Annotated in this window: 14 protein-coding genes; 8 read left to right on the top strand and 6 right to left on the bottom strand. The window is 71.9% G+C overall.

The features are described from left to right. Positions 1-175: 175 nt before the first annotated feature. Positions 176-934, bottom strand: a complete 759-nt coding sequence (locus IEY56_RS14505) for a DUF6542 domain-containing protein (protein WP_189037568.1) — start codon at positions 932-934, stop codon at positions 176-178. Positions 935-1,132: 198 nt separating this feature from the next. Here IEY56_RS14505 and ychF point away from each other — a divergent pair, with 198 nt between their 5' ends. The 3 genes from ychF to IEY56_RS14490 all read left to right on the top strand — a co-directional run bounded on the left by ychF (position 1,133) and on the right by IEY56_RS14490 (position 3,888). Further along, complete coding sequence (gene ychF, locus IEY56_RS14500) at positions 1,133-2,221, top strand: redox-regulated ATPase YchF (RefSeq protein WP_189037567.1); 1,089 nt, start codon at positions 1,133-1,135, stop codon at positions 2,219-2,221. Positions 2,222-2,330: 109 nt separating this feature from the next. Then, positions 2,331-2,900 carry a chloramphenicol phosphotransferase CPT family protein gene (locus IEY56_RS14495; RefSeq protein WP_189037566.1) on the top strand — a complete coding sequence of 190 codons (570 nt, stop codon included), beginning with the start codon at positions 2,331-2,333 and terminating at the stop codon, positions 2,898-2,900. A gap of 385 nt (positions 2,901-3,285) precedes the next feature. After that, positions 3,286-3,888 carry a hypothetical protein gene (locus tag IEY56_RS14490; RefSeq protein WP_189037565.1) on the top strand — a complete coding sequence of 201 codons (603 nt, stop codon included), beginning with the start codon at positions 3,286-3,288 and terminating at the stop codon, positions 3,886-3,888. An 8-nt stretch (positions 3,889-3,896) separates the two neighbouring features. On the opposite strand, the gene IEY56_RS14485 is transcribed toward IEY56_RS14490, so the two are convergent. Continuing rightward, positions 3,897-6,755, bottom strand: a complete 2,859-nt coding sequence (locus IEY56_RS14485) for a LuxR C-terminal-related transcriptional regulator (protein ID WP_229711885.1) — start codon at positions 6,753-6,755, stop codon at positions 3,897-3,899. 165 nt (positions 6,756-6,920) lie between these two features. On the opposite strand from IEY56_RS14485, the gene IEY56_RS14480 reads away from it, so the two are divergent. Next, a complete protein-coding gene (locus tag IEY56_RS14480; protein ID WP_189037564.1) occupies positions 6,921-7,697 on the top strand; it encodes a class I SAM-dependent methyltransferase in 777 nt (258 codons plus the stop codon). 41 nt (positions 7,698-7,738) lie between these two features. Here IEY56_RS14480 and IEY56_RS14475 read toward each other — a convergent pair whose 3' ends face one another. The 3 genes from IEY56_RS14475 to IEY56_RS14465 all read right to left on the bottom strand — a co-directional run bounded on the left by IEY56_RS14475 (position 7,739) and on the right by IEY56_RS14465 (position 13,066). Further along, positions 7,739-10,426, bottom strand: coding sequence for a LuxR C-terminal-related transcriptional regulator (locus tag IEY56_RS14475; RefSeq protein WP_189037563.1), 2,688 nt, complete (start codon positions 10,424-10,426; stop codon positions 7,739-7,741). A gap of 31 nt (positions 10,427-10,457) precedes the next feature. Continuing rightward, complete coding sequence (locus IEY56_RS14470) at positions 10,458-12,332, bottom strand: TIGR03767 family metallophosphoesterase (protein WP_189037562.1); 1,875 nt, start codon at positions 12,330-12,332, stop codon at positions 10,458-10,460. Between the two features lie 416 nt (positions 12,333-12,748). Next, entirely contained in the window at positions 12,749-13,066 is a 318-nt protein-coding gene (locus IEY56_RS14465; RefSeq protein WP_189037561.1) for a hypothetical protein, read from the bottom strand. Positions 13,067-14,140: 1,074 nt separating this feature from the next. Between IEY56_RS14465 and IEY56_RS14460 the strand changes: the two genes are divergently transcribed. The 4 genes from IEY56_RS14460 (at position 14,141) to IEY56_RS14445 (ending at position 19,961) form a co-directional block, all read left to right on the top strand. Next, positions 14,141-14,893, top strand: a complete 753-nt coding sequence (locus IEY56_RS14460) for a GntR family transcriptional regulator (RefSeq protein ID WP_189037560.1) — start codon at positions 14,141-14,143, stop codon at positions 14,891-14,893. A gap of 158 nt (positions 14,894-15,051) precedes the next feature. Then, the gene (locus tag IEY56_RS14455) at positions 15,052-15,288 is read left to right on the top strand and encodes an SPOR domain-containing protein (RefSeq protein WP_189037559.1); all 237 of its coding nucleotides are present in this window, start codon (positions 15,052-15,054) and stop codon (positions 15,286-15,288) included. Between the two features lie 90 nt (positions 15,289-15,378). Then, entirely contained in the window at positions 15,379-17,829 is a 2,451-nt protein-coding gene (locus tag IEY56_RS14450; RefSeq protein WP_229711884.1) for a SpoIIE family protein phosphatase, read from the top strand. Positions 17,830-18,167: 338 nt separating this feature from the next. Further along, entirely contained in the window at positions 18,168-19,961 is a 1,794-nt protein-coding gene (locus IEY56_RS14445; RefSeq protein WP_189037557.1) for an ATP-binding SpoIIE family protein phosphatase, read from the top strand. Between the two features lie 125 nt (positions 19,962-20,086). Here IEY56_RS14445 and IEY56_RS14440 read toward each other — a convergent pair whose 3' ends face one another. Then, positions 20,087-21,880, bottom strand: coding sequence for a serine hydrolase domain-containing protein (locus IEY56_RS14440; RefSeq protein ID WP_189037556.1), 1,794 nt, complete (start codon positions 21,878-21,880; stop codon positions 20,087-20,089). Between the last annotated feature and the right edge of the window lie 177 nt (positions 21,881-22,057).

Raw genomic sequence — 22,057 nt, 5'->3', positions numbered from 1 at the left:
CGGGAAGACGGCAGCAGCGGCTCGATCCGCTCCCAGGCTTGATCAGTCAGCTCATGACGACGAGGCACCACAACTAAGCAACGCCAACACCGACTTTGCGGACACGCCCTAGCAGCAGAGGGGCCGGCCGCCCACCCGGGCGGCCGGCCCCTCATGCTTGCCGGCGGCGTGCCGGTCAGGCGACCTCGTCGGCCTCCGCCTCTTCCTGCGCCTTCGTCAGAGCCCGCAGACGCGACCGCTGCACGACGAGCCCGGCCTTCCGTACGAGCACGACGAAGGCGGCCAGCAGGGTGCCGGCGTAGAGCCAGAGCGCGTTGACGGCCAGCGCCGGGAAGAGGCTCGCCAGCTGCTCGGCGATGCCCTGCGTGCCGGGCCCGCCGCTGATGAGGAGAAGCCCGGCGGTGAACGCGAGAGGGACGGCCACGGGCGCCGTCCACAGGTCGGCAGGGCGTACCCATCCCGCGCAGAGCGTGCAGGTCACGAGGAAGGCACCGCCGTAGAAGGGGACGGAGCCGTCGAACAGCAGCCTGGACGTCCCCCCGGCGATCAGCATCAGCAGGACGGCGACGGTCCCCACGCCGAGCGCCGTGAGCCGGGCACGGGGCAGCCAGGAGAGGGAGTCGGTGAGCCTGGCCGGAACGAGAGGGAAGCGCAGCTGCGCGTGGTAGAGGGCGGCGGCCTCCGTTCCCGCCGCTTCGCTGCCGCCGCGGCGCCGGGCTCTCGCGGAGGCGGGAGCGGGGGACGGTTTCGCGGAGGCGGCGGGCTTGCTGCCCGGGACGGCGGGAGAGGAGGCTGCCGCCGCTGCCCGCGGCTCGGTGCCCTTCCGGCCGCGCTCACGGTCCCCCTGCCGCCGGCCCTGCGCCGGACCGGTCCCCTGCCCCCGCGCCTGACCGGGGCCTTTGCGGCCCGCATGTGCGCTGTGCTGCTGTTCCACGGCTCCAACGTAGGCGGCGTCACCGTCCTTCAGCGGGGACGGACACGCGTTGGCCGTCAGTTCGAGCCGTAGACTGGTGGACCGGCCCGGTCACCGGGCCAGGTCCGGCGCCCCTGGATCGGCGGCGCGGCCCCCGAGTCCGTACCGGGCTCCCTCAGTCCCCATCACCGCCTCATACTCGCTACGGGAAGTCGCCACGTGTCGCTCACGATCGGAATCGTCGGCCTGCCGAATGTCGGAAAGTCGACCCTCTTCAACGCCCTGACCAAGAACGAGGTGCTGGCGGCCAACTATCCGTTCGCCACGATCGAGCCGAACGTCGGCGTGGTCGGAGTGCCGGACCCGCGGCTGCGGACGCTCGCCGAGATCTACAAGTCGGAGAAGGTGCTGCCCGCCACGGTCGACTTCGTCGACATCGCGGGGATCGTGCGCGGGGCGAGCGAGGGAGAGGGCCTGGGCAACAAGTTCCTCGCCAACATCCGCGAGTCGGACGCCATCTGCCAGGTCATCCGCGCCTTCCAGGACGACAACGTCGTGCACGTCGACGGCAGGATCTCGCCGAAGGACGACATCGAGACGATCAACACCGAGCTGATCCTCGCGGACCTGCAGACCATCGAGAAGGTGCTGCCGCGGCTGGAGAAGGAAGCCCGGGTCAAGAAGGACAAGCAGCCCCAGGTCAAGGCCGTCCAGGAGGCCAAGGACATCCTCGAGCAGGGCCGCACCCTCTTCTCGGCGGGCCTCGCCCAGGGCAGCGAGGAGGCGGCTCCCCTGCACGAGCTGCACCTGCTGACGACGAAGCCGTTCATCTACGTCTTCAACGTCGACGAGGACGAACTCACCGACGAGACCTTCAAGGCGGACCAGCGGGCCCTCGTCGCCCCCGCCGAGGCCGTCTTCCTCAACGCCAAGCTGGAGGCGGACCTCGCCGAACTGGACGAGGAGGAGGCGCTGGAGCTGCTGCAGACCGTCGGGCAGGACGAGCCCGGCCTGGCGAGGCTGGCGCACGTCGGCTTCCGCACGCTCGGACTGCAGACGTACCTCACCGCCGGGCCGAAGGAGGCCCGCGCCTGGACGATCAAGAAGGGGGCGACGGCTCCCGAGGCCGCCGGCGTCATCCACACGGACTTCCAGCGCGGCTTCATCAAGGCGGAGATCGTCTCCTTCGACGAGCTGGTCGAGACCGGCTCCGTCGCCGAGGCCCGCGCCAAGGGCAAGGCCCGCATGGAGGGCAAGGACTACGTGATGCGCGACGGCGACGTGGTGGAATTCCGCTTCAACGTGTGAGTCGGGGCGGCGGACGGACCGGAGGCGGCCGCCTGACTGGGGCCGGGTGCTGCGGCCCGGCCCGTGCCCCGGCGGACCGAGACATCGCCCCGGAAGTGAGATATCTGACGTGAGCACCCAGGTCATCGTGTTGAACGGCGGCTCCAGCTCCGGCAAGACGGGGATCAGCCGCTGCCTGCAGGCGATCCTCCCGGCTCCGTGGATCACGCTCGGGGTGGACGACCTCGTCGCCAGGCTTCCCCCTTCGCTGACGGCGTCCGGTTCCGGTTCCGGCTCCGGCTCCGGTTCTGGTTCCGGCTCCGGAATCGCGATCGGGGAGCGGGGCGAGGTGGAGGTCGGAGCGGAGTTCCGTCGGATCGAGACGGCCTGGACGGCGGGGATCGCCGCCATGGCCCGTGCCGGAGCCCGAGTGATCGTCGATGACGTGTTCCTCGGCGGCGCCGCCTCGCAGGAGCGCACGCGCGAGCGTCTCGCCGGGCTCGAAGTGCTGTGGGCCGGGGTGCGCTGTGACGCCGAGACGGCGGCGGCGAGGGAACTCGCCCGCGGGGACAGGGTGGTCGGCATGGCGGCCGCGCAGGCGGAGTCCGTCCACGAGGGCGTCGTCTACGACGTCGAGGTCGACTCGGCGAAGAGCGAGGCGCTGGACTGCGCACGCGCCATCGCCGCGCTCGTCGACTGACGCCTGCCAAGAGACTGTCGGGCGCGCCGCCCGGTGGAGCAGCCTGACCGCGTGCGGGCGTCCCGGCACTTCGGGAGCGTGTTCCGGACCCGTGGCGTCGACGCGTGACGGACACCTCCCTCCCGGTGGTTCAGGGGCCGGTCCTCGCGCCGGCGTCCCCGCCAGGCCCCGTCCCCGCACCCGTGAGGTACGCCCCTTGGACGTCGGCGCCGGATTGTTTGCGTATCCGTGGTTCCGCGGCTCCGGATAGGCGCGTCCGCACCCCCGCGAGTAATTTCCGGGTGATCGACCGCACGGGCCCGCGCCGCGCGCCCGTTCTCTCGCGGCGGTGTCCATGGCGGGCGGAGCACGCCGGGGATCGTCGCGCCTCGACGAGGAGATTGTCATGCGCACGTCGTTTCGCAGATTCGCCGGGGCCGCGGCCCTGGTGTTCGCGCTGGTCGCCGCGTACCCGGCCGCGGCAAGCGCGGGTGAGAGCGCGGCCCCGCCGCAGGCCGGGAGCGCCCAGGCCCAGCAGACCCCGGGCGGCTCGGAGCAGGCCGGGGGCGCGAAGGCAGCCAAGCAGACCAAGGCAGCCAAGCAGACCAAGGCGGCCGAGGACGGGAAGGCCGTAGACGGCGTCTCTCCGAAGCTGAAGGAGAAGAAGGAGGGCCCGAAGGCGGCCTGGGGTTACCAGATCATGGCCTCATGTGCCGGGCTGGAGGGCCTGATCCGCCAGGGCGCGAACTTCTGGCAGGGCGCGACCGAGACGCCGGGCAGCGGCAAACCGGTCGAGTGCACAACAGGCCTCATCGCCGACTGCTTCGGCACCGCCAACGCCGTGGGCTGCAACTACGGCCCCGGCCAGATGATGCTGCTCTCCACCCAGGTGAGCGACTTCGCTCTGCTCACCGCCCACGAGTTCGGCCACGAGTGGCACCCCCATTCCGCAGCCGGCTGCATGAACTGGGCGAGCGCGTACGAAGTGATGCGCCCGACGATCTGCTGAGCCGAGCATCACGCACTACGCGGGCCGGGCGCGGCGGCGTCCGGCCCGTTCCGCCTGCCGGCCGCCGCTCGTCCCGAACCCGCCTCCGCTCCACCCGGGGTGGAGGCCGGCCCGTTGGTCCGCACCGCCAGCTCCTGCCGCAGTCCGACGCCCAGCTTCCGCATCGCCCGTGACACGTGCTGCTCGACCGTGCGCGGCGAGAGGTGCAGCGTGGCCGCGATCTCACGGTTCGTGAGGCCGCCGGCCGCCAGCTCCGCGACCTCGGCCTCACGGGGTGACAACTGCTCGGCGTACGCCGGACGTCCTCGGGGGCGCCGGAACGCGGCAGGGTGGTGGAGGCGCAGGGCCGCCCGCACGCGGGCGGCGTCCCATGCCGCTCCGAGCAGCGACAACCGCTCCGCGCACTCGGTGACCGTCTCCACGGCTGCCTCCACTCCGACGCCCGTCGCGAAGGCGCATCGCCCGGCGCCCTCGGCCATCAGGGCCCGCGCATAGGGGAAGGAGAGCCGTTCATAGGCCGCTCCCGCCTCCTCGAACAGCCCCAGCGCCTCCGCCGGTTCGCCGCCCGCCTCGGCGAGGGCCGCCCGGCACTGCAGCAGAGCCGCTTCGGCGGCGGGGGCGTCCCGCCCCCGCAGTCCGTCCGCGAACTGGGCGACCAGTGCCTCGGCCGCACGGCGGCGGCCCGCGCTGAGGTGAGCAGCGGCCGCCCAGGGGGCGATCTCGGCGCCCCACGCCCACACGTCCTTGCCCGCGAACCACGCCCACGCCGACTCCGCGGCCGCATCGGCGGACTCTCCGTCGTCACGTGCGAGCAGAAGCCGGATGCGGGCGCCCGCCGCGGTGGCCGCAACGGGTGTCTCGCAGCCCTCGTAGGACGAGGGGTCCCCCGGAGGGAGCCAGCTGTGCGCACCGTTCCAGTCGCCCTTCGCCAGGGCGAGCAGGGCCAGCACCGCGCGGGCGTTGTAGGTGACCCCGTCCTCCGCGACGGCGGCTGTGCACCGGTCCGCGAGTCCTTCCCAGGAGCCTGTGAGCCAGTCACGGAAGAGGGCCGTCCCGCTGCCGACCCTCGCGAGGAACGGCGCGTCACTGACGGCGGCCAGCTCCAGGCCCTCCCGCAGGAGTTCAGACCCCCGCTGGTGGTGGCCCAGATAGACAGCCCCGCTCGCGGTGTTGCACAGGGCTCGTGCCACCTGCTGGACGTCGGCGAGGTCGGCGCTCTCCCGTGGAAGCCGCTCCACCAGTCTCCAGGCCCCGGGATCACCGACGGCCATCAGCAGCGTCGCGCGGCTCGCGGCGGCGGCGGCGAGTGCCGTGCCGTTCTGCGACGCGGCCGCCACCTCCTCCGCCCGCCGCAGCCAGCCCGAGTGCTCGGACAGCGACGCCCCCGGGAAGAACGGGTTCGCCAGCGCGCACATCGCCTGAGTCGCCAGTGCGGGGCGCCCCGTCAACTCGCCGACCGCGCACCGCACTTGCTCGCGTCCTTCCTGGAACCGCCGTTTCTGGTTGTGCAGCAGCAGGCCCAGTTCGAGCCGTATCTCCCCCCTCACCTCCGAGGGCAGTGTCGGGTCGGCCACCGTCCCGCGCAGCACCCTGACGGTCTCCTCCGTCCGCAGCCCGAGCGTCGCACCGCGGGCGAGCGCCAGAGCGAGACGGGCCCGCTTCTCCGGCGCCGCGCTGCCTTCACCCAGCGCCTGCTCCAGCAGTGCGACGGCTGTCTCGTCATCGGTGACGGAGCCGTCTCTGCCGAGAGCGACGTGCTCCGCAGCGCGCAGCCATTCCTCTGTCCGGCCGCAGCCCTTCCAGTGGCGTGCCACACGGGACCACGGAACGGGTTCACGGGCTGTCAGCAACGTCGCCGCACGCTGGTGGAGTCGCTCCCGGACCGGTCCGGGAAGGTGAGTGCGGACGGCCTCAGCCGCGAGCGGCGTCCCGAACCCGTATCTGCCCTCCCCGGCCTCCCGCAGCACCGCGGCCTCCAGCGCCGCGATGAGCGCGTCGCGTCCGACGCCGCCGTCAAGCCCCGCGACGGCGGACAGGTCACACGCGTCCGCGTCGTGGCCGAGCACGGCTGCCGCCCAGACGATCGGCCGGTACCGCTCGGGCAGCGCGTCCAGCTTGCCGAGTACGCTCTCCGACAACCGCACAGGCACCCCGACGGCGTCCACGTCCCTGACCGTGTAGTGCCGCCGCCCCGCGTCGCTCTCGTCGCGCAGCATCCAGAGCAGGTCGACGAGCACCTGCGGCACCCCGCCCGAGCGGTGGCGCAGGCCGGCGACCAGTTCGCCGGAGCAGCGCTCGGCGCCGAGGACCTCCTCGGCGGCGTCGCGTACCTGCTGCTCGTCCAGCGGTCCCGTCCGCCACCGCGACACCGCGAGCATCGCCGGGTAGTCCACAGCACGCCCCAGCGGCAGCCCCCGCCTGGCCAGCTGCTCGGGCCGGTACGTGACGACCGCCGCGAACCGCGACGGCGGCTCACTCAGCAGCCTGCGCAGCACGTCCAGGCAGTCTCCGCCCGCGTGGTGCACGTCCTCGGCGACCAGGAAGGCCGGGCAGGACGAGGCGAGAAGCGCTCCGAGTCCCCCTCGGGCCGACGTCTCCGGCTCAGGTTGCCCGGGGCCCGCCGAGCCGGCGGCGCAGTTCTCCGTCACGAGGAGCGAGCCGGACGGCTGGAAGGAGACGATCAGTCGCGGCACGCTCCGCGCCTGCGGCGACTCCGCCAGCCGCCGCATTAGCCGACTCTTCCCCGTACCGGCCTCGCCCTCGACAAGGAGCAGGCTGGGACGCCCGGCGCCGGCCAGCGCCTCGCTCAGCTGCTCCTCCCACGCCCGTTCGCACACGACAGGCCGCTCCTCGTCTCCGCTTCTCACGGCGGGCCGTACGCTGCGGGGCCCCGCTCGCCGTCGACCGCTGCCTATCACACACGATCCGCGCGAACCAGGAGAGCGACGGGACAGCCCGGAGGGGCTGCGCCCCGTCGCCGTGCGCCCCGCCCGCGCCCCGTCCGCCGGACGCGGCGCCGCTACGCTGCGCCGATGAAACGAGCCACGGACGTGCCCGGGAGCCAGGCCGAGCCGGCTGTTCCGGCCCGGGCGAACGACTACGACAGCTTCGCCGAGGCCTACTCGGCGGAGACCGAGAACAACCTCGTGAACGCGTACTACGCGCGGCCCGCGATGCTGGACCTCGCCGGGGACGTCGCCGGCCGCCGGATCCTTGACGTGGGATGCGGCTCCGGCCCCCTGTCCGCCGCGCTGCGCGAACGGGGCGCCGACGTCGCCGGTGTGGACACCAGCGCCGCGATGCTGGCGCTGGCGAGGCGGCGGCTCGGTGAGGACGCGGAGCTGCACCTGGCCGACGTGGGCGACCGTCTGCCGTTCGCCGACGGAGTGTTCGACGGCGTGGTCGCGTCGCTGGTGCTGCACTACCTGGAGGACTGGGGACCGGCGCTGGCCGAGCTGCGCCGCGTGCTGAGGCCCGGCGGCCGACTGATCGCGTCGGTCGACCACCCCTTCGTGGCCTACGCGATGCAGGAGCCGCGGCCGGACTACTCCGCGACCACCGGCTACACCTTCGACTGGGCCTTCGGCGGGCAGCCCTTCCCGATGAGGTTCTGGCGCAGGCCGCTGCACGCGATGACCGACGCGTTCACCGCCGCGGGCTTCGACATCGCCGCCCTCAGCGAGCCGCGGCCCGACCCGGCCGCCCGCGAGCTGTTCCCCGAGGGTTTTCAGGACCTGTCGACCAAGCCCGTCTTCCTGTTCTTCGTCGTCGAGGTGCCGGTGACGGCCGCGGCCCCGGACGGCGGGTGACCGGAGCGGGTGACCCCAGGGCGGGGGGCCGCCGCGGACGGCTACGCGCCGGAGGCGCCCGGCGGGCGTGACTGCCCCAGATGGGCGGCGAGTTCGCGCCGCGTGGCGATGCCGAGCTTGGCGTACACCTTGTGCAGGTGGTTGTCGACGGTACGGACCGAGAGGGTGAGAGCCGCGGCGATCTCCTTGCTCGTCTCGCCCGCGGCGGCCAGCACGGAGATCTCTCGCTCCCGGTCCGTGAGCGGCGCGGTCGCACGGACCGTGCGCAGCAGAGGCGTCTCGGCCCCCTGGCAGAGCTCGGCGGCCATCGCCTCCGAACGGACGGCCCCCGCGGTCGCCTTGCGCCCCTCGCCTCGGCGGCGCCACAGGCCCGCGGCCGCCGCGACGGCTTCGGCGGCGGGCAGATACGCGCCGAGCGCCTCCAGTTCGTCGGCCGACGCCATGAGCCGTTCGGTGTCCTGCGCCGCGAGCGCCGCGGCGAACCGGGCCCGCACGCCCGCCAGTTCACCGTCGCAGAGGGCTGCGATCTCAGCGAGGCGTCCGGCGACGTCCCTGGCGCCGCCCAGCCTCGCGACGTCGGTCAGCAGCAGCCCCTCGGACGTGATGTGGCCCGTGGCGCGTGCGGCCTCCGCCGCGTCGCGCAGCACGGCCCGTGCCCTGCTCTCGTGGCCACCGGCGGCGAACAGCCATGCCTCGCCGAGCTGTTCCTCCCCGACGGAGAAGTAGCCGGGAGGAGCCTCCGGGAGGTCCTTCAGCTCGTCGAGGGCGCTGCGGGCCGCGTCCAGGTCCCCGAGGACTGCAGCGCAGGCGGCGAGCCCGCTGAGCGAGATGCGCAGCGCCTTGACGTGGTCCTCCCGGCGTACGAGGGCGGCCAGTTCGGCGTACATCCGGCGGGACGTGGCGGGACGGCCCGCGACCCAGTGCGTACGGGCGTTCAGCAGCGCCGGGAACACCCGCAGGATGGGACTGTGGCGGCTCAGTTCGGTGCTGACGCTCTCGCACAGCGCGACGGCGTCGGCCAGCTGCCCTGTCTCCGCCAGTGCGAGGGCCGACGTTCCCTGCTGGACGGCGGGGTGGGCGGGCCGCGCCTCCTCGTCGGTCCGCACGTGGGCGTCGTGGGCGTGTGCGGCCCACTCGGAGGCCTCGCGGAGGCGGCCCACCAGGGCCAGGGCTACGGTGCGTACCGCCGCTGCGCACAGCCACATGCGTCTGTCGGGCGCTTCGGCGATGTCGGCTTCGAGCAGGTCCAGCAGCTCCAGGCCCTCGACGGGCCTTCCGTTCGCCAGCTTGATGAACCCCTCGTTGACGAGCAGCACATCGCGGACGACGCGGCTGGAAGTCCCCTCGCGCGCAGCCTCGTTGACCTTCAGGACCTGGTCCATCGGGGCGTTGCCCACGAGGAGGTTGGTCGTCCTCGTCACGGTGACCGCCGCGAGCGCCTTCTCCTCGCGCGCCGACTCCGCTGCCTGGGCGAGGACTTCGTCGGCCAGGTCGAGTCGTCCGGTGTGGAAGTAGGCCTCTCCCTGCATGAGGCGCGTGACGGTGTCGTGGTGGTCCGTGGGGAGGGCGTTGAGGAAGGCCAGCGTCCGGGGGTGGTCGTGCGCGTAGTGGGCGAGATACGCCGCTCGCAGCAGCAGCGCCGGATCGGCCTCGCCGGACGCGTCCAGCCGCCAGGTGGCGATGTGCAGGGCGTCGCCGCGTCGGCGGGCGCCGAACGCCTCGATCCTGTCGGCCTGTTCGAGCTGGGTGGTGCGGTACGTCAGGGCGGGCACCCGCGAGCGCAGGACCTCTTCGTAGAGGGGGTGCGCCAGCGAGACGCGCGTGCGGCGCCGGTCGGTGTCGAACTGTATGAGGCCCTTGCGTTCGAGGTCCGCCAGCACTTCGAGCGGTGCCGCCGTCTCGAGCGCCGCGAGGGGGAGGGCCCCGCAGCAGGCAAGGAGTTCGAGCGCGTCCCGGCCCCCTCCGACGACGGACTCGACCTTGGTGCGTATGAGTTCGGCGAGGCGCACCGTGCCCCACCCGGCGAACGGGTCCGCCTCCCAGACCTCGCCGTCGCTCGTCAGCGCCTCGTGCTCCAGCGCGCCCCGGACGAGTTCGCGCAGGAAGAGCACGTTGCCGCCCGACACCTGGTGGAGGTCCCGCACGGTGCCCTGGCCGACGGGCCCTCCGAGCACCTGCTGCAGCAGCTCGCCCGTCTGGTCCAGGCCGAACGCCCGGAGCTCCACGTGGCGGACGGTCTCCCCGGACGTCAGCGCCTGCACCGCTTCGGTGGGCGGCTCCCCCGTGCGGATGGTGGCGACGAGGGTGATGACGCCCGCGTCCATCAACTGGCGCAGCAGCATGGCCGACGTCGCGTCGAGCAGGTGGATGTCGTCGACGAAGATCGCGTAACGGCGCCCGGGGGCGTCGCCTCGCAGCGCGTCCGCGACGACGGTGAACCCCTTCACGGGGTCGGACAGGTCCACCCCGTCGGGGAGGAGGTGGGCGATGGCCCCGAGAGGAACCGTCCGGGCCGCGGTGCTCGCCACGGCCCGCGCGACGCGGAAGCCCGCCTTCTCCGCTTCGGCCAGACACTCCTCGGCGAGGCGGGACTTGCCCACGCCCGCCTCGCCGAAGATGACGAGACCGGAGTTCCCGGACAGTGCGTGCGTGAGGTAGGAGAGCTCCTCATCCCGCCCGAACAAGGGCCAGTCGGCCCTCGTACGGGCTGCGCGGTGCGAGTCCTCCATGCCGTGATTCTACGTATCGGGGCCTGCGCCATCACCGGGACAGGGCGGGCTCCTCACCGGCGGCGCGACGGGATCCGCCGCGGCCTGTGGGTGCTTTGTGGGGTTTCGTGGTGGGGGCGGGGAGGGGGAAGGGTGCGGGGAGGAGGAGTTGGGCGTTGCGGTCGTCTTCGTCGCCTCTGTGTGAGTCGTCGACTTGGATGTCGTTGGCGGCTAGTTCGCGTGCGAGGGAGGCCAGTGCCTTGGGGTTGTCCAGCGTGCCGTTGTTGCTGAGGGGTGCGTCGATGTCGAGGACGGTGGTGAAGATGGCGAGGGCTTCTTTGCCTGCTGTGTCGCTGCCGGCGGTGATTTCGATGATGCGGCTTTGGATCGGCCAGTCGATGTGGGCGGCGGCGGAGACTTCCCAGAAGCCGCCGGGTTTGGTGTGGTCGGTGGGGCGGGTGTGGGGGGTGATCTCGTTGCGGTGGGTGTGGCCGTTGGCGATGAGGATGACGTTGGGGAAGCGCAGCAGCAGGGCTCGCAGTTCGTCTCCGGAGCGGTGGTCGTCCGCGGTGTTGGTCATGGTTGCGAGGGTGTGGTGGCAGAAGAGGACGATGAGCCGGTCTTCGACGTCCTGTTGCCGGACGGGGTTGCCCGAGTCGGTGAAGTAGGTGCTGCTGAAGGTTTTGAGTTGTTCTTCCAGCCAGGTGAACTGGTCTTCGTCGATGCCGCCGTCGGCGTTGTTGTGGATGTTGGTGAGTCCGGCGGGGTTGGTGGTGTCGAGGGTGATGTAGCGGATGGGGTCTTTCTCCTGGGCGGGGAAGACGTAATAGGTCTTGTCGCTGCCGGCTTCGAAGCCGTGTCCGACGGGTAGTCCGCTTGTGCGCTGGTGTTCCTCGATGAATTCGGCGGGTGTCAGCAGGCGGCGTCCAGGGTCGGCGGTGACGCCTTCGGAGTCGATGCCGTCGAAGACGGCTTTGATGATGTCGAGCAGGTCCAGGTCTTCGAGTTTGTCGGGGAGTTCGGGGCCTTGTGTCCATTTGCTCCCGTTGACGGTGTGTTCTTTGAGGGAGCCGACGAAGGGCAGGTCGGTGTCGGTGCGGATGTTGCCTTGCACCATGACGTCGTGGTTGCCGTAGACGGCGTACCAGGGCATGCCCAGGCCGGTGGAGGTGAAGGGGCGGCGTGCCGCGTCGAGTAGTCCCTGGATCTGGGGGAATCCGCGGTCGCTGTACTTGTTGCCGTTCTGGGCGGGTTCTTCGGGGCGCCAGTAGTGGGGGTCTTTGCCGAAGGTGCCGTTGGCGACGCTTTCGTCGCGGTCGGGTGTGCCGGAGTCGGCGCGTATGGTTTTGCCGCCGTCGAGGAGGTCGATGTACCAGCGGGTTTCGTTGAGTTGGGCGTTGTCGACGGCGTCGCCGGTGACGACGGTGAAGGTGAGGGGGAGTTTGGTGGCTGGTCCTTCGGTGAGTTGTCTGAGGGAGCGGCACATGGCGTCGACGAGGTGGAGTGAGAGGAATTCGTGGGGGCGGTAGGCGGAGTTGAAGGGGTAGCCGGAGTCGGGGTCGTCGTTGTAGCGGTCGAGGAATTCCACGCGTGAGGGGGACTGGTCGTCGATGACGTGGAGGTCGCTGAGGTGCCCGAACGCCGCGAGGGGCTGGGGTTTGTCGGGGCGCACAGTGGTGATGTCGGTGCGCGGGAGGTGTTTCTCCCCGGCGGCCTCGATGAGTTTGCGGTAGCCCTTGGCGTCCGGCGTACCTGGCAGGACGGTCCTGCTGAGCGTCGCCCCGCCACCGGCCTGTGCCCGCGGTCCACCGGGAGAGACGAGGCCGGCGGCGGCCTGCGCGGCACGGCCCACCCCACCGGGATCGATCGCCGCGGCGGCGACGCCCGCCGCTGCGAACGCGAACAACTTCCTGCGGGAAACCGACACCGTTCATCACTCCTCGCTCGAACGCCGGCGCGTTCGCTGGGACTTCGGCCCCGCCCGGTCGGTGCGGGGGCTCCTGCGCGGCAGCCGCGCCGCCCGCGCCCCGCGATCGCCGCGCGGCGCAGTACGTAGGCGGGGGCACCCCCGTTGGAACAGCCCCGGTGGCGGCGGGACCGCCGGATCGCACCGCCGCCGGGGCACGGCCGGAGCGGAGGGCCCCGCCTGGTCGACAGCGGGGCCCTCCGTACGGCCGCGAGGATTCTCGAACGGGTCCGGCGCGAGCGCATGAGGAATCACTACTCTTCCTGCGCGCCGCGGACCGGTGGCCCCGCCGGAGGAGGCCCCGCCCGGTGCATGGTGCCGCCCCCGGACGGCACCGACCGCGGCCGGACCCGCCGGGCGTCACGCCCGGCCCGTGCTCACTCCTGGAACGCCGTGACCGTGGCCTCCGGGCCGCAGACGATCAGCCGGCCGGGCACCGAGTCCGCGTTGCCCGCCTCGCCGGAGCGGATCTCCGCCTGCCAGGTCGCGTCCTTGTCCGACACCTCGGCCGACGTCGCCTCCTTGCCGCACCTGGTCTCGGCCTGGGTTCCGCCTTCGCTGACGGAGCCGCCGCCGTAGGTGAGATCCGCGGTGGCGACACCTCCGCGAGGGGCGAGACGGACGAGCGGAGCACTCTGCTTCTCGTCGGTGCCGGGCTCGGAGTCGAGGACCTCGTCGTCGGACGTCTTCAGCACGACCTCCGGCGCGTCGAAGACCGTGCAGGTTGCGGCAGTTGTTCACCAGCTGGATCGCGGCCTCCCCCGAGCCCCTGACCGACCTGATGACGACCGAGGCGGTCTTCTCGGTGCGGGCAGGCGCGTCGGGCTTGTGGTTCCCCTCCCCGCCCCCGGTCCCGCCGTCCGTGCCGGAGCCGCCCCCGGCGCTCCCCTTTGCCCCGTCACCCTGCGAACCCCTTTCCGTGGCACCGGAGTTCGCCGGAGCGGAAGCCGAAGCAGGGCTTCCGGAGGGCTCTTCGGCGCCGGTGCCCCAGGACCGCAGCCGGTGATCACCAGACTGCACGCGGCGGGGCTGTGCTCGCGGCCCAGAGCCTGAGGGGAAGACGCATTGCTCGTCTCCTTGTGCACGTCGAACGGTCATCGGTAGTGCGGCGGCGGGACCGTTCGGGAGGTGTTCCGCGGCTCCACCGGCAGTTCACCACCGCACCGGCCGAGCTGACTCGCCGCTGTGCGGCGGGTCGCGAGTAGGGGGTACTCACAAGTAGCTCTTTTTCGGCCTCACTGAGGAAGCGCCGCCATCGCACGGAGAGCGACGGTGAAGTGGGGCGAAACCCCCGATGTGCCCTGGTGCGCCGTCACGTTCCGTTCCGGTTGCGGCGGCGGGCGCCGTCGAAGCGGGGCCTCTCGCATTGCGGCGCGGACTCCGTATGCGGGACGGCCCGGCGGTGCCGGTACTCGGCGGCCCGCGGGGCGGCGCCCCTGAGGCGGCGGGTCCGGTTGTGAGCCCCCGTCCGAGGCGGAGCTCCCGCTTCCCGTTCGCGGCCGTCCGCCGCCGCCCGGCTCCGGTTCCCGGTCCGGAATCCCCTGCGTCGGAGGGTGCTTCCGGACGCTCCCGAAGGGGTGCTCTCCCGGGCCTCCGCGCCCCCCGAATGTGAACGCTTCAGGGCCTTGTGTGGAGGCTCTGAGCAGCTACTCATCACTTCGGGTGAAACTCTGGGTGTACGTTGCGAGCCTCAACGGTGAGTTGCCAAGCTGTTGCCCATTGTCAACTTTGACTACTTGTCGTGACTCTCGGGAACGGGGAGGGCACTCGTGCCATTCGGTGAACAGCCCGCCTATCTGCGCGTCGCCGGGGATCTTCGCCAGAAGATCGTCGAAGGCGATCTTCCGCCCCACACCCGGCTGCCCTCCCAGGCCAAGATCCGGGCTGCGTACGGCGTATCCGACACCGTCGCGCTGGAGGCCCGCAAGGTGCTCATGGCGGAGGGCCTCGTCGAGGGCCGCTCCGGATCGGGCACCTACGTCCGGGAGCACCCGGTGCCGCGCCGCGTCTCCCGTACCGGCTACCGCGCGCTGGGCGAGTCCTCGCCCTTCCGTCAGGAGCAGTCCGACGAGGACGTGAAGGGCACCTGGGAGTCGCGCAGCGAGCAGGAGGAGGCCAGCCCCCTCGTCGCGGAGCGGCTGCGCATCGAGGCCGGCGACCGCGTGATGCGCACGCGGTACGTCTTCAGGGTCGAGGGCGAGCCCTCGATGATCTCCACCTCGTGGGAGCCGCTCGCGGTGACAGGGCGTACGCCGGTGGTGCTGCCCGAGGACGGGCCGCTCGGCGGCAAGGGGGTCGTGGAGCGCATGGCCGCCATCGACGTCGTGGTGGACAACGTCGTGGAGGAGGTCGGTGCCCGCCCGGGGCTGGCGGAGGAGATGATCGACCTGGGCGGCGTTCCGGGGCACTCGGTCCTGGTCGTTACCCGAACGTTCTTCGCGGGCGGGCGCCCGGTCGAGACGGCCGACGTGGTCGTCCCGGCGGACCGGTTCCGGGTCTCGTACCACCTGCCCGTGAAATGACGCCGGAGGGGCCCTCGCGGGCCCCGGCTGTCCCTTTCGGCACCTTTCGGCGCTCCGGGTGGATCGCCGAGGAGCCAGGGCGGACGCATGGCCGAAAATCGTACCTCTTCGTGCAAAGCCGAATGCGCTGAGTGAATGCCGGGCGTAAGCTGCGGCATATGCGAAGGGTGAACGCGGACGGCGAGGCGGCACTGCCTTGGCACGTCATACGCGAGGACGGCGACGGCCACAGATACCGCGTCGGCGGCTATTCCACCCGGACGGAAGCGCAGCGCGTCGCCGACCGCCTCTCCGGCCACGGGGAGCGCGCGGCCGAGGAGAGGCCCGTGGAGGGCAACGGCGGCGCCCGCTATCTGGTCGAGCCTGTGACGTGCGCGAGCGGCGAGTACGCCTGACTAGGCCCAAAATCGGGTATATGGACTATTAAGTCCTACTCATCCGGAATGCCCGGGTGAGTCAGCTACCCGATCAGGGACGTGGGCGGTGTGAGCACAGGACCCTCCGAGGGAGTGGCCTCGATCCTCGACACCCTCCGAGTCGGGACCGTCATGCTCGACGGGAACGGACGAATCCTGCTCTGGAACCCGATGACGGAGGAGATCCTCGGCTGGCGCGCCGAGCAGGTCATAGGGCACCGCATCCAGGACTTCCTCGAGGACGGATACGGGGAGGGCGAACGCAAGCGCGACGAAGCCCTCAAGCGCGAACGCCGCTGGCGCGGCACGATGAACATCCTGCACAGCGCCGGTCACCGCGTCGCCGTCGAGGGCAGGGTCTCGCTCCTGTACGACACCGCGGACCGCCCCGTCGTGCTGGCCAACATCGTCGAGACGAGCAGGCTCCGCTCCGTCGAACACGACCTCGCGGCTCTCGACGCGCTCTTCGCCTCCTCCCCGCTCGGCATCGCGCTCTTCGACAACGACAAGCGGTTCGTGCGCGTCAACGACGCGCTGGCGAGGCTCGATCAGCTCCCTCCCGAGCAGCACCTCGGCAAGGAGGTCGGCGAGGTCTTCCCCCCGTGGATGGCGGAGGAGGTCTCGGCGGTCCAGTCGACCGTGCTGGAGACCGGCGAGCCCGTCGTGGACGTCGTGATGCCGGCGCCCGACGGTCCCGGTTCCCGCTCCGTGTCCTACAGCAGGCTCACCAGCGACAAGGGCGAAGTGCTCGGCGTGAGCTGCGTGATCATGGACATCACGGAACGGCGCGAGGCCCTGGAGAAGATCGAGGCGGCGCGGGAGCGGCTGGCGCTCCTCGACGACGTCGGCGTCGGCCTCGCGGACCGGTTCGACGTGACGGCCATCTCGCAGGCACTCGCCTCCAGCCTCGTGCCCCGCCTCGCCGACTACGCGGGCGTCATGCTGATCGGTGCCGCCGCGCACGGCGGCGACCTGCCCGACATCGAGCTCCTGACGGGTACGCCGCTCTTCCAGCTCGGCGTGGCGGCCCGCGAGGAGAGCCCGACGGTCAACCGGATGCTCCGCGTGGGCCAGGACGTCCCCTTTCTCGCGGACTCCTTCTTCGGCCGTACGCTCGCGACCGGCGTTCCCCATCTCGCGTCCTCCCCGCGGGAGTTGCTGGCGGCCACCTACCCGGGCGACCCGAAGATGCAGGCGGCCCTCGACCTCGGCGTCCACTCGCTGATGGCCGTGCCGCTGCGCGCCCGCGGAGTCGTGCTGGGGCTGCTGGTCGTCAGCCGTGCGGAAGGGCGCGACCAGTTCAACCGGGACGACATAGCACTGGCCATGGAGCTGGCCGACCGCGCCGGCATCTCCCTCGACAACGCCCGGCTCTACGCGCGTGAACGGGCCGGGGCCCTCATGCTCCAGCGCAGCCTGCTGCCGCAGCGGGTGCCCGAGCCACCCGGCGTCCGCGTCGCCTACCGGTACGTGCCCGGCAGCAGCGGCACCGAGGTCGGCGGCGACTGGTTCGACGTCATCCCGCTGGCCGGCGGCCGGGTCGCCTTCGTCGTCGGCGACGTGATGGGGCACGGGCTGCACGCGGCCGTGACCATGGGGCGGATGCGTACGGCGGTACGGACGCTCGCGGGCCTGGACCTGCCGCCGGACGAGCTGCTGCGGCGGGTCAACGACCTGGCCGACGACTTCGTCCAGACCCCTGACGAGCCGCTCATCGCGACCTGCGTGTACGCCGTCTACGACCCCTCGACCCGCCGGTGCAGCCTCGCCAAGGCGGGTCACCCGCCTCCCCTGCTGCTCACCGAGACTGCCGACGGCAGCTGGGAGGCGCACTCGCTCGACCTTCCCTCGGGGGCACCGCTCGGCGTCGGCGGTGTCCCGTTCGAGTCCTACGACCTCGAAGTGGTCGAGGGCTCCGTGCTGATCCTCTATACGGACGGGCTCATCGAGGCGCGGGGCGAGGACATCACGGAGGGCATCGACCGGCTGTGCGCGATGCTGTCCGGCGGCCCCGCGGGGGAGGACCCGGAGACCCCCGCCACGCTGGAGGAGGCCTGCGACAGCGTCATCGGCGACCTGGACGGCAGGACGGCCGCCCAGCCCATCGACGACGTCGCCCTGCTGATGGCGAAACTCGGTGGCCTCCCGCAGGGGAGCGCCGCCTCCTGGACGTTCCCCGCCGAGAGTTACGCGGTGCGCCGGGCCCGCGAGGTGGTCCGCAGGACGTTGCGCGAGTGGGGGCTGGAACCGCTGGAGGACACGAGTGTTCTGCTCGTGAGCGAGCTGGTCACCAACTCGATGCGGTACGCGCACGGTCCGATCGGCGTGCGCATGGTGCGTGGAAGCTCGCTGCTCGTCGAGGTCTCCGACCCGCTTCCCGATCCTCCGCGGGAGCGCAGCGCGCTGCCCGACGACGAAGGCGGTCGCGGTATCCGTCTCGTGGCCAGGGAGGCGCGGCGCTGGGGGACGCGGCACGGCCCCATGGGCAAGACCGTCTGGTTCGAGATCGCCCTGCCCTGAGGGGTGTTCGGGGCGTACGGCACATCGGGGAAGACCGCCCGTCAGGCACCGTGCCGTTCTTGTGCGCTTGCGCGGCTGGTTCAGCTTTCTTCCGCACCCCTGCTGCCGATGTGCGCCCGAGCACAAAATGGTTCGAACACCCCTGGCCGGGTTAGGAGTCTGGTGTCCCTGCGGATGTCAGGGGGGAGATCGCACGGAGGTGTGGGGCCGCACGGTTTGTGGGAACCGACAGGAACTGCGGAAATCTGTGCAGCGATCGGGAAGAGCGTGTTCCGGGTGCCGTACGCCTGCCACACTGCTCGGAACCGGTGCCACACTGGTCACGGGAAGGGGCGGCGTTGAGCGATATCCCTGTGGAGGCGGCAGGCAAGCCGGACGACGTTCGCCGCGCTCTCGCCTTGCTCAACGCGGCGGGGGCACGCATCGGCAACTCGCTCGACCTCGAGACCACGGCACGAGAACTGCTGGACGTGGGCGTCCCGCAGTTCTGCGACCTCGCGTCGGTCGACCTGTACATGGACGTCCTCGCCGGCGACGAACCGCGGCCCGTCGGCCCCGGTGACGGCAGCGGCGAGCTGCGCCGCGTCGGATTCGCCAGCTCGGTGTCCGAGGCGCCCCCTTCGCTCGCCCGCGAAGGCGCGGGCTCCACCAGCGTGTCGAGCCCGGTGTCGGTCGGTGCGACGCACTGCTACCCCTTCCACACTCCGTGCGCGAACGCCTTGCGCAGCGGGCGGGTTCAGTACATACCCGGCCAGGACGGCACGGTGCCGCTGCAGTTCGGCGCCGTCGTGCAGTCGACGCTCGCCGTGCCGATGGTCGCCAGGGACCGGGTGCTGGGGCTCGTCCAGTTCTCCCGGGTCAAGGGCAGCGAGCCGTTCGGCGAGCGCGACGCGGCCCTCGCGGCCGAACTCGCCTCCCGCGCCGCCGTCTGCATCGACAACGCCCGGCTCTACCGCAGGGAGCACGAACGGGCGCTGATCCTCCAGAGGAGCCTTCTCCCGCCGGGCGACCCGGAGGCGGCCGGACTGGAGATCGCCTGCCGCTACCTGCCGGGCAACCCGGCGACCGAGGTGGGCGGCGACTGGTTCGACGTGATCGAACTCCCTGGGCACCGCACCGCCGTCGTCGTCGGCGACGTGATGGGGCGGGGCCTGCGCGCGGCCGTCGCCATGGGCGAACTGCGCACCGCCGTACGGACGCTGGCCCTCACCACGGACATGGAGCCGGCGGAGGTGCTCGGTGCGCTGGACGAGATCGCCCGCGGCCTCGGCGACGCTCCCGGTTCCCAGCGCGGCGGCGACGACCTGGCGGAGGTCTACCTCGCGACGTGCATCTTCGCCGTGTACGACCCCGTCTCCCGCCGGTGCACCATCGCCAACGCCGGGCATCTGCCGCCCGTGCTCGTCGAACCGGGCGAGTCGGCGCTGATGATCGAGGTCCCCAAGGGCGTGCCGCTCGGGGTCGGCGGCGAGCCCTTCGAGGAGATCGAGACCGAACTGCCGGACGGCGCGATGATCGCGCTCTACACCGACGGCCTCGTCGAGTCGCGCGAACACCCCATCGACGAGGGGCTGGGCGCGCTGCGCGCGGCCCTCACCGACGCCACGGAGGAACTCGAGAACGTCGCGGACCGGGTGCTCACCACCCTCAACGTCCACCACGGCGAGGACGACATCGCCCTGCTGGTGGCCAGGGTGCAGGGGCTGCCGGACGGCGCGGTCGGAGACTGGACGCTGTCGGCAGAACCGCGCTCGGTCGCCCGCGCACGCGAGCTGACCCGCGAGCAGCTCGGCGCATGGGACCTGGACGGGCTCGCGGACACGGCGGAGCTGCTCGTCAGCGAGCTGGTGACGAACGCGCTCCGGCATGGCGAAGGCGACATACGAATACGGTTGCTGCTGGACCGCACGCTCGTGTGCGAGGTATGGGACTCCGGCCTCGTCCAGCCCCGTCGGCGCCGCGCTCAGGTGACCGACGAGGGTGGACGGGGCCTTCAGCTTGTCGGGCTGCTGAGCACCGCGTGGGGGAGCAGGCGGACGCACCGGGGGAAGACCGTCTGGTTCGAACTCGCCCGTCCCGGGCGGGACTCCAAGCCCGTCGACCCGACAGAGGCGCTGCTCAGCCTCTTCTGACGGCGCCCGCGCGCCGCCACCGGCTCACCGGGCGCCGCCCGGACGGGCTCGCTCCCGGGGCTGAGTCCGCCGGTCGGGCCCGCGGAGCCGCCCGCCCGCACGGCGGACGGCCCCGGCGAGCGGCCTTAGTTCCCGGAGAGCTCCCAGCCGTCGGCCTCGACACGGGCGTTGTCGCGCGGCCGGACGCTCATGAACACGGGGCGGGAGCCCGCGAGTACGCGGACGTCGTCGAGGTAGACGCCCCGGCCCTGCTGGTCCTCGTCGTTGACGTAGCGCCAGCGCACACCGGTCACACCGTCGGGCAGCGCCGCTTGGGCGTGCAGCCACTGGCGGCCCGAGAAGCCGGAGATCTCCCCGTCGGTGCGCCAGCGGTGGTCCTCCACCCGCATGCGGAGCGGCACGGCCTTCCACTCCGCGTCCCCGCCGGTGCCGGTGGTGGCTTCGAGCGTGCACACGTCGGCGGGATCGGTGTCGTACCAGAGGCTGAAGGTGAGCGAGGCGTCCTTGCGGACGGCCTCCTTCAGCGGGACGCGCAGCGTGCTGGTCGTCCCGTCGCGCTGGCCGGAGTACCAGGAGGCCCGCGAGACCGCCGGGCGTACGGGGACGGCGCGCGCCAGGCGGCGTGCGGGAGCGCGGCGGTAGACGCTCTCCGTGCCCCACTCACGCGTCGGATGCACCCTGTTGGCCATGAAGACGAAGAGGCTGCCGCTGACGGGGTCGCCCACCAGGCAGGGCCCGGTGTAGCCGGTGTGGCCGAAGCTGACGGGGGAGGTCATCGCGTCCATGTAGAAGCGCTGGTCGAGCTGCCAGCCCAGCCCTCGGGCCGCCTCGGCGCCCATGCCCGGGTTCTGGTTGGTGAGCATCTTCCGGACCCACTTCTCGCCGAGGACCCTGTGCCCGCCGTACGTGCCCCCGTTGAGCACCATCTGTCCGAAGACGGCGAGGTCGGACGCCGTGGAGAAGACGCCCGCGTGGCCGGCGACGCCGCCCAGGTAGTACGACTTCTCGTCGTGCACGGAGCCGCGGACCATGCCCCTGCCCGTCCATGGCATGTACTCGGTCGCGGCGACGCGGTCCAGCTTCGACTTCGGCGGGTTGTAGCCGGTGTCGTCCAGCCCGAGCGGCCGGGTGACGATCTCGGCGACGAGGTCGTCCAGGCCCTTGCCCGCCACCTTCGCGAGGAGCTCGCCCGCCGTGATGAGGCCGAGGTCGGAGTAGGTGTAGTGCTCGCCGGGAGGGTTGTCGAGGGGCGACGCGTAGACGGCGGCGAGCCGGGCCTCCCGGTCCGGGTAGGGCTGGAGGTCCATGTCGGCCTTCATGCCCGAGGTGTGCGTCACCAGCTGCCGGACGACGATCGCGGACTTGGCGGGGTCGCTCTCGGTGAACTCGGGGAGGTAGCGCTTCACCGGCGCGTCCAGGTCGATCTCGCCGCGCTCGGCCATGCTCACGAGGACGACGGAGGTGAAGAGCTTCGAGACCGACGCCACGTCGAAGATCGTGTCGCGGCGCATCCCGACCCACTGCTCGCGCGGCAGCTCCTGCGCCGTCTGCGTCGCCTCGTCCCACTTGGCGTAGCGCAGTGCGTGGCCGCGGGCCTCGTGCTCGACGACCACGCCGTTTCTGGCCGCGAGCAGCACGAAGCCCGGGTGCGAGGGGTTGGGGCGCCCGGGGCCGGGACGCATGTACTCCTCGGCCGCCGGGACGATCTTCTCGACCTGCCCGCGCAGCAGCCCCGCGCGGTGCGGGCTGCCGGGGCGGAGACGGTGCGGCCGGAATTCGAGGTCGTCCGGTGTCACTGTCGGCGGCCCTCCGGAGCCGGAGCCGTTCCAGGAGGCGGCCAGGGCGGGAGCGGAACTCGGCCCGGCGCCGTACGCCACGGCGAGGCTGCCCACGGTTCCCAGGAAGTGCCGACGTCTCATCGCGGTTCCTCTGCACTGGTAAGGACGATGCGGATGCTGAGGTCCCGGTGCACCGGATCCGGTACGCCGGAGCTGTTCAGCGTATACAGCGGGACGGTCCTTGTGTCGTGGAGACGGCGACGCCGTTGGTCCGACCACTGGCGCCGACGGCCGGGTACCCCTCCGCTCCGGCCGCAG

The sequence above is a fragment of the Streptomyces daqingensis genome (assembly GCF_014645895.1).
Taxonomy (GTDB): domain Bacteria; phylum Actinomycetota; class Actinomycetes; order Streptomycetales; family Streptomycetaceae; genus Streptomyces; species Streptomyces daqingensis.
Note: the sequence above shows the minus strand (reverse complement) of the source record. Positions and strands in the feature narration are given on the sequence as shown.

Bases quoted from the DNA above. Each gene is read 5' to 3' on its own strand.
- IEY56_RS14490 (WP_189037565.1), top strand. From the start codon at position 3,286: ATGCGCACGTCGTTTCGCAGATTCGCCGGGGCCGCGGCCCTGGTGTTC.
- IEY56_RS14455 (WP_189037559.1), top strand. From the start codon at position 15,052: ATGCGAAGGGTGAACGCGGACGGCGAGGCGGCACTGCCTTGGCACGTC.
- IEY56_RS14440 (WP_189037556.1), bottom strand. From the start codon at position 21,880: ATGAGACGTCGGCACTTCCTGGGAACCGTGGGCAGCCTCGCCGTGGCG.
- IEY56_RS14480 (WP_189037564.1), top strand. From the start codon at position 6,921: ATGAAACGAGCCACGGACGTGCCCGGGAGCCAGGCCGAGCCGGCTGTT.
- IEY56_RS14475 (WP_189037563.1), bottom strand. From the start codon at position 10,426: ATGGAGGACTCGCACCGCGCAGCCCGTACGAGGGCCGACTGGCCCTTG.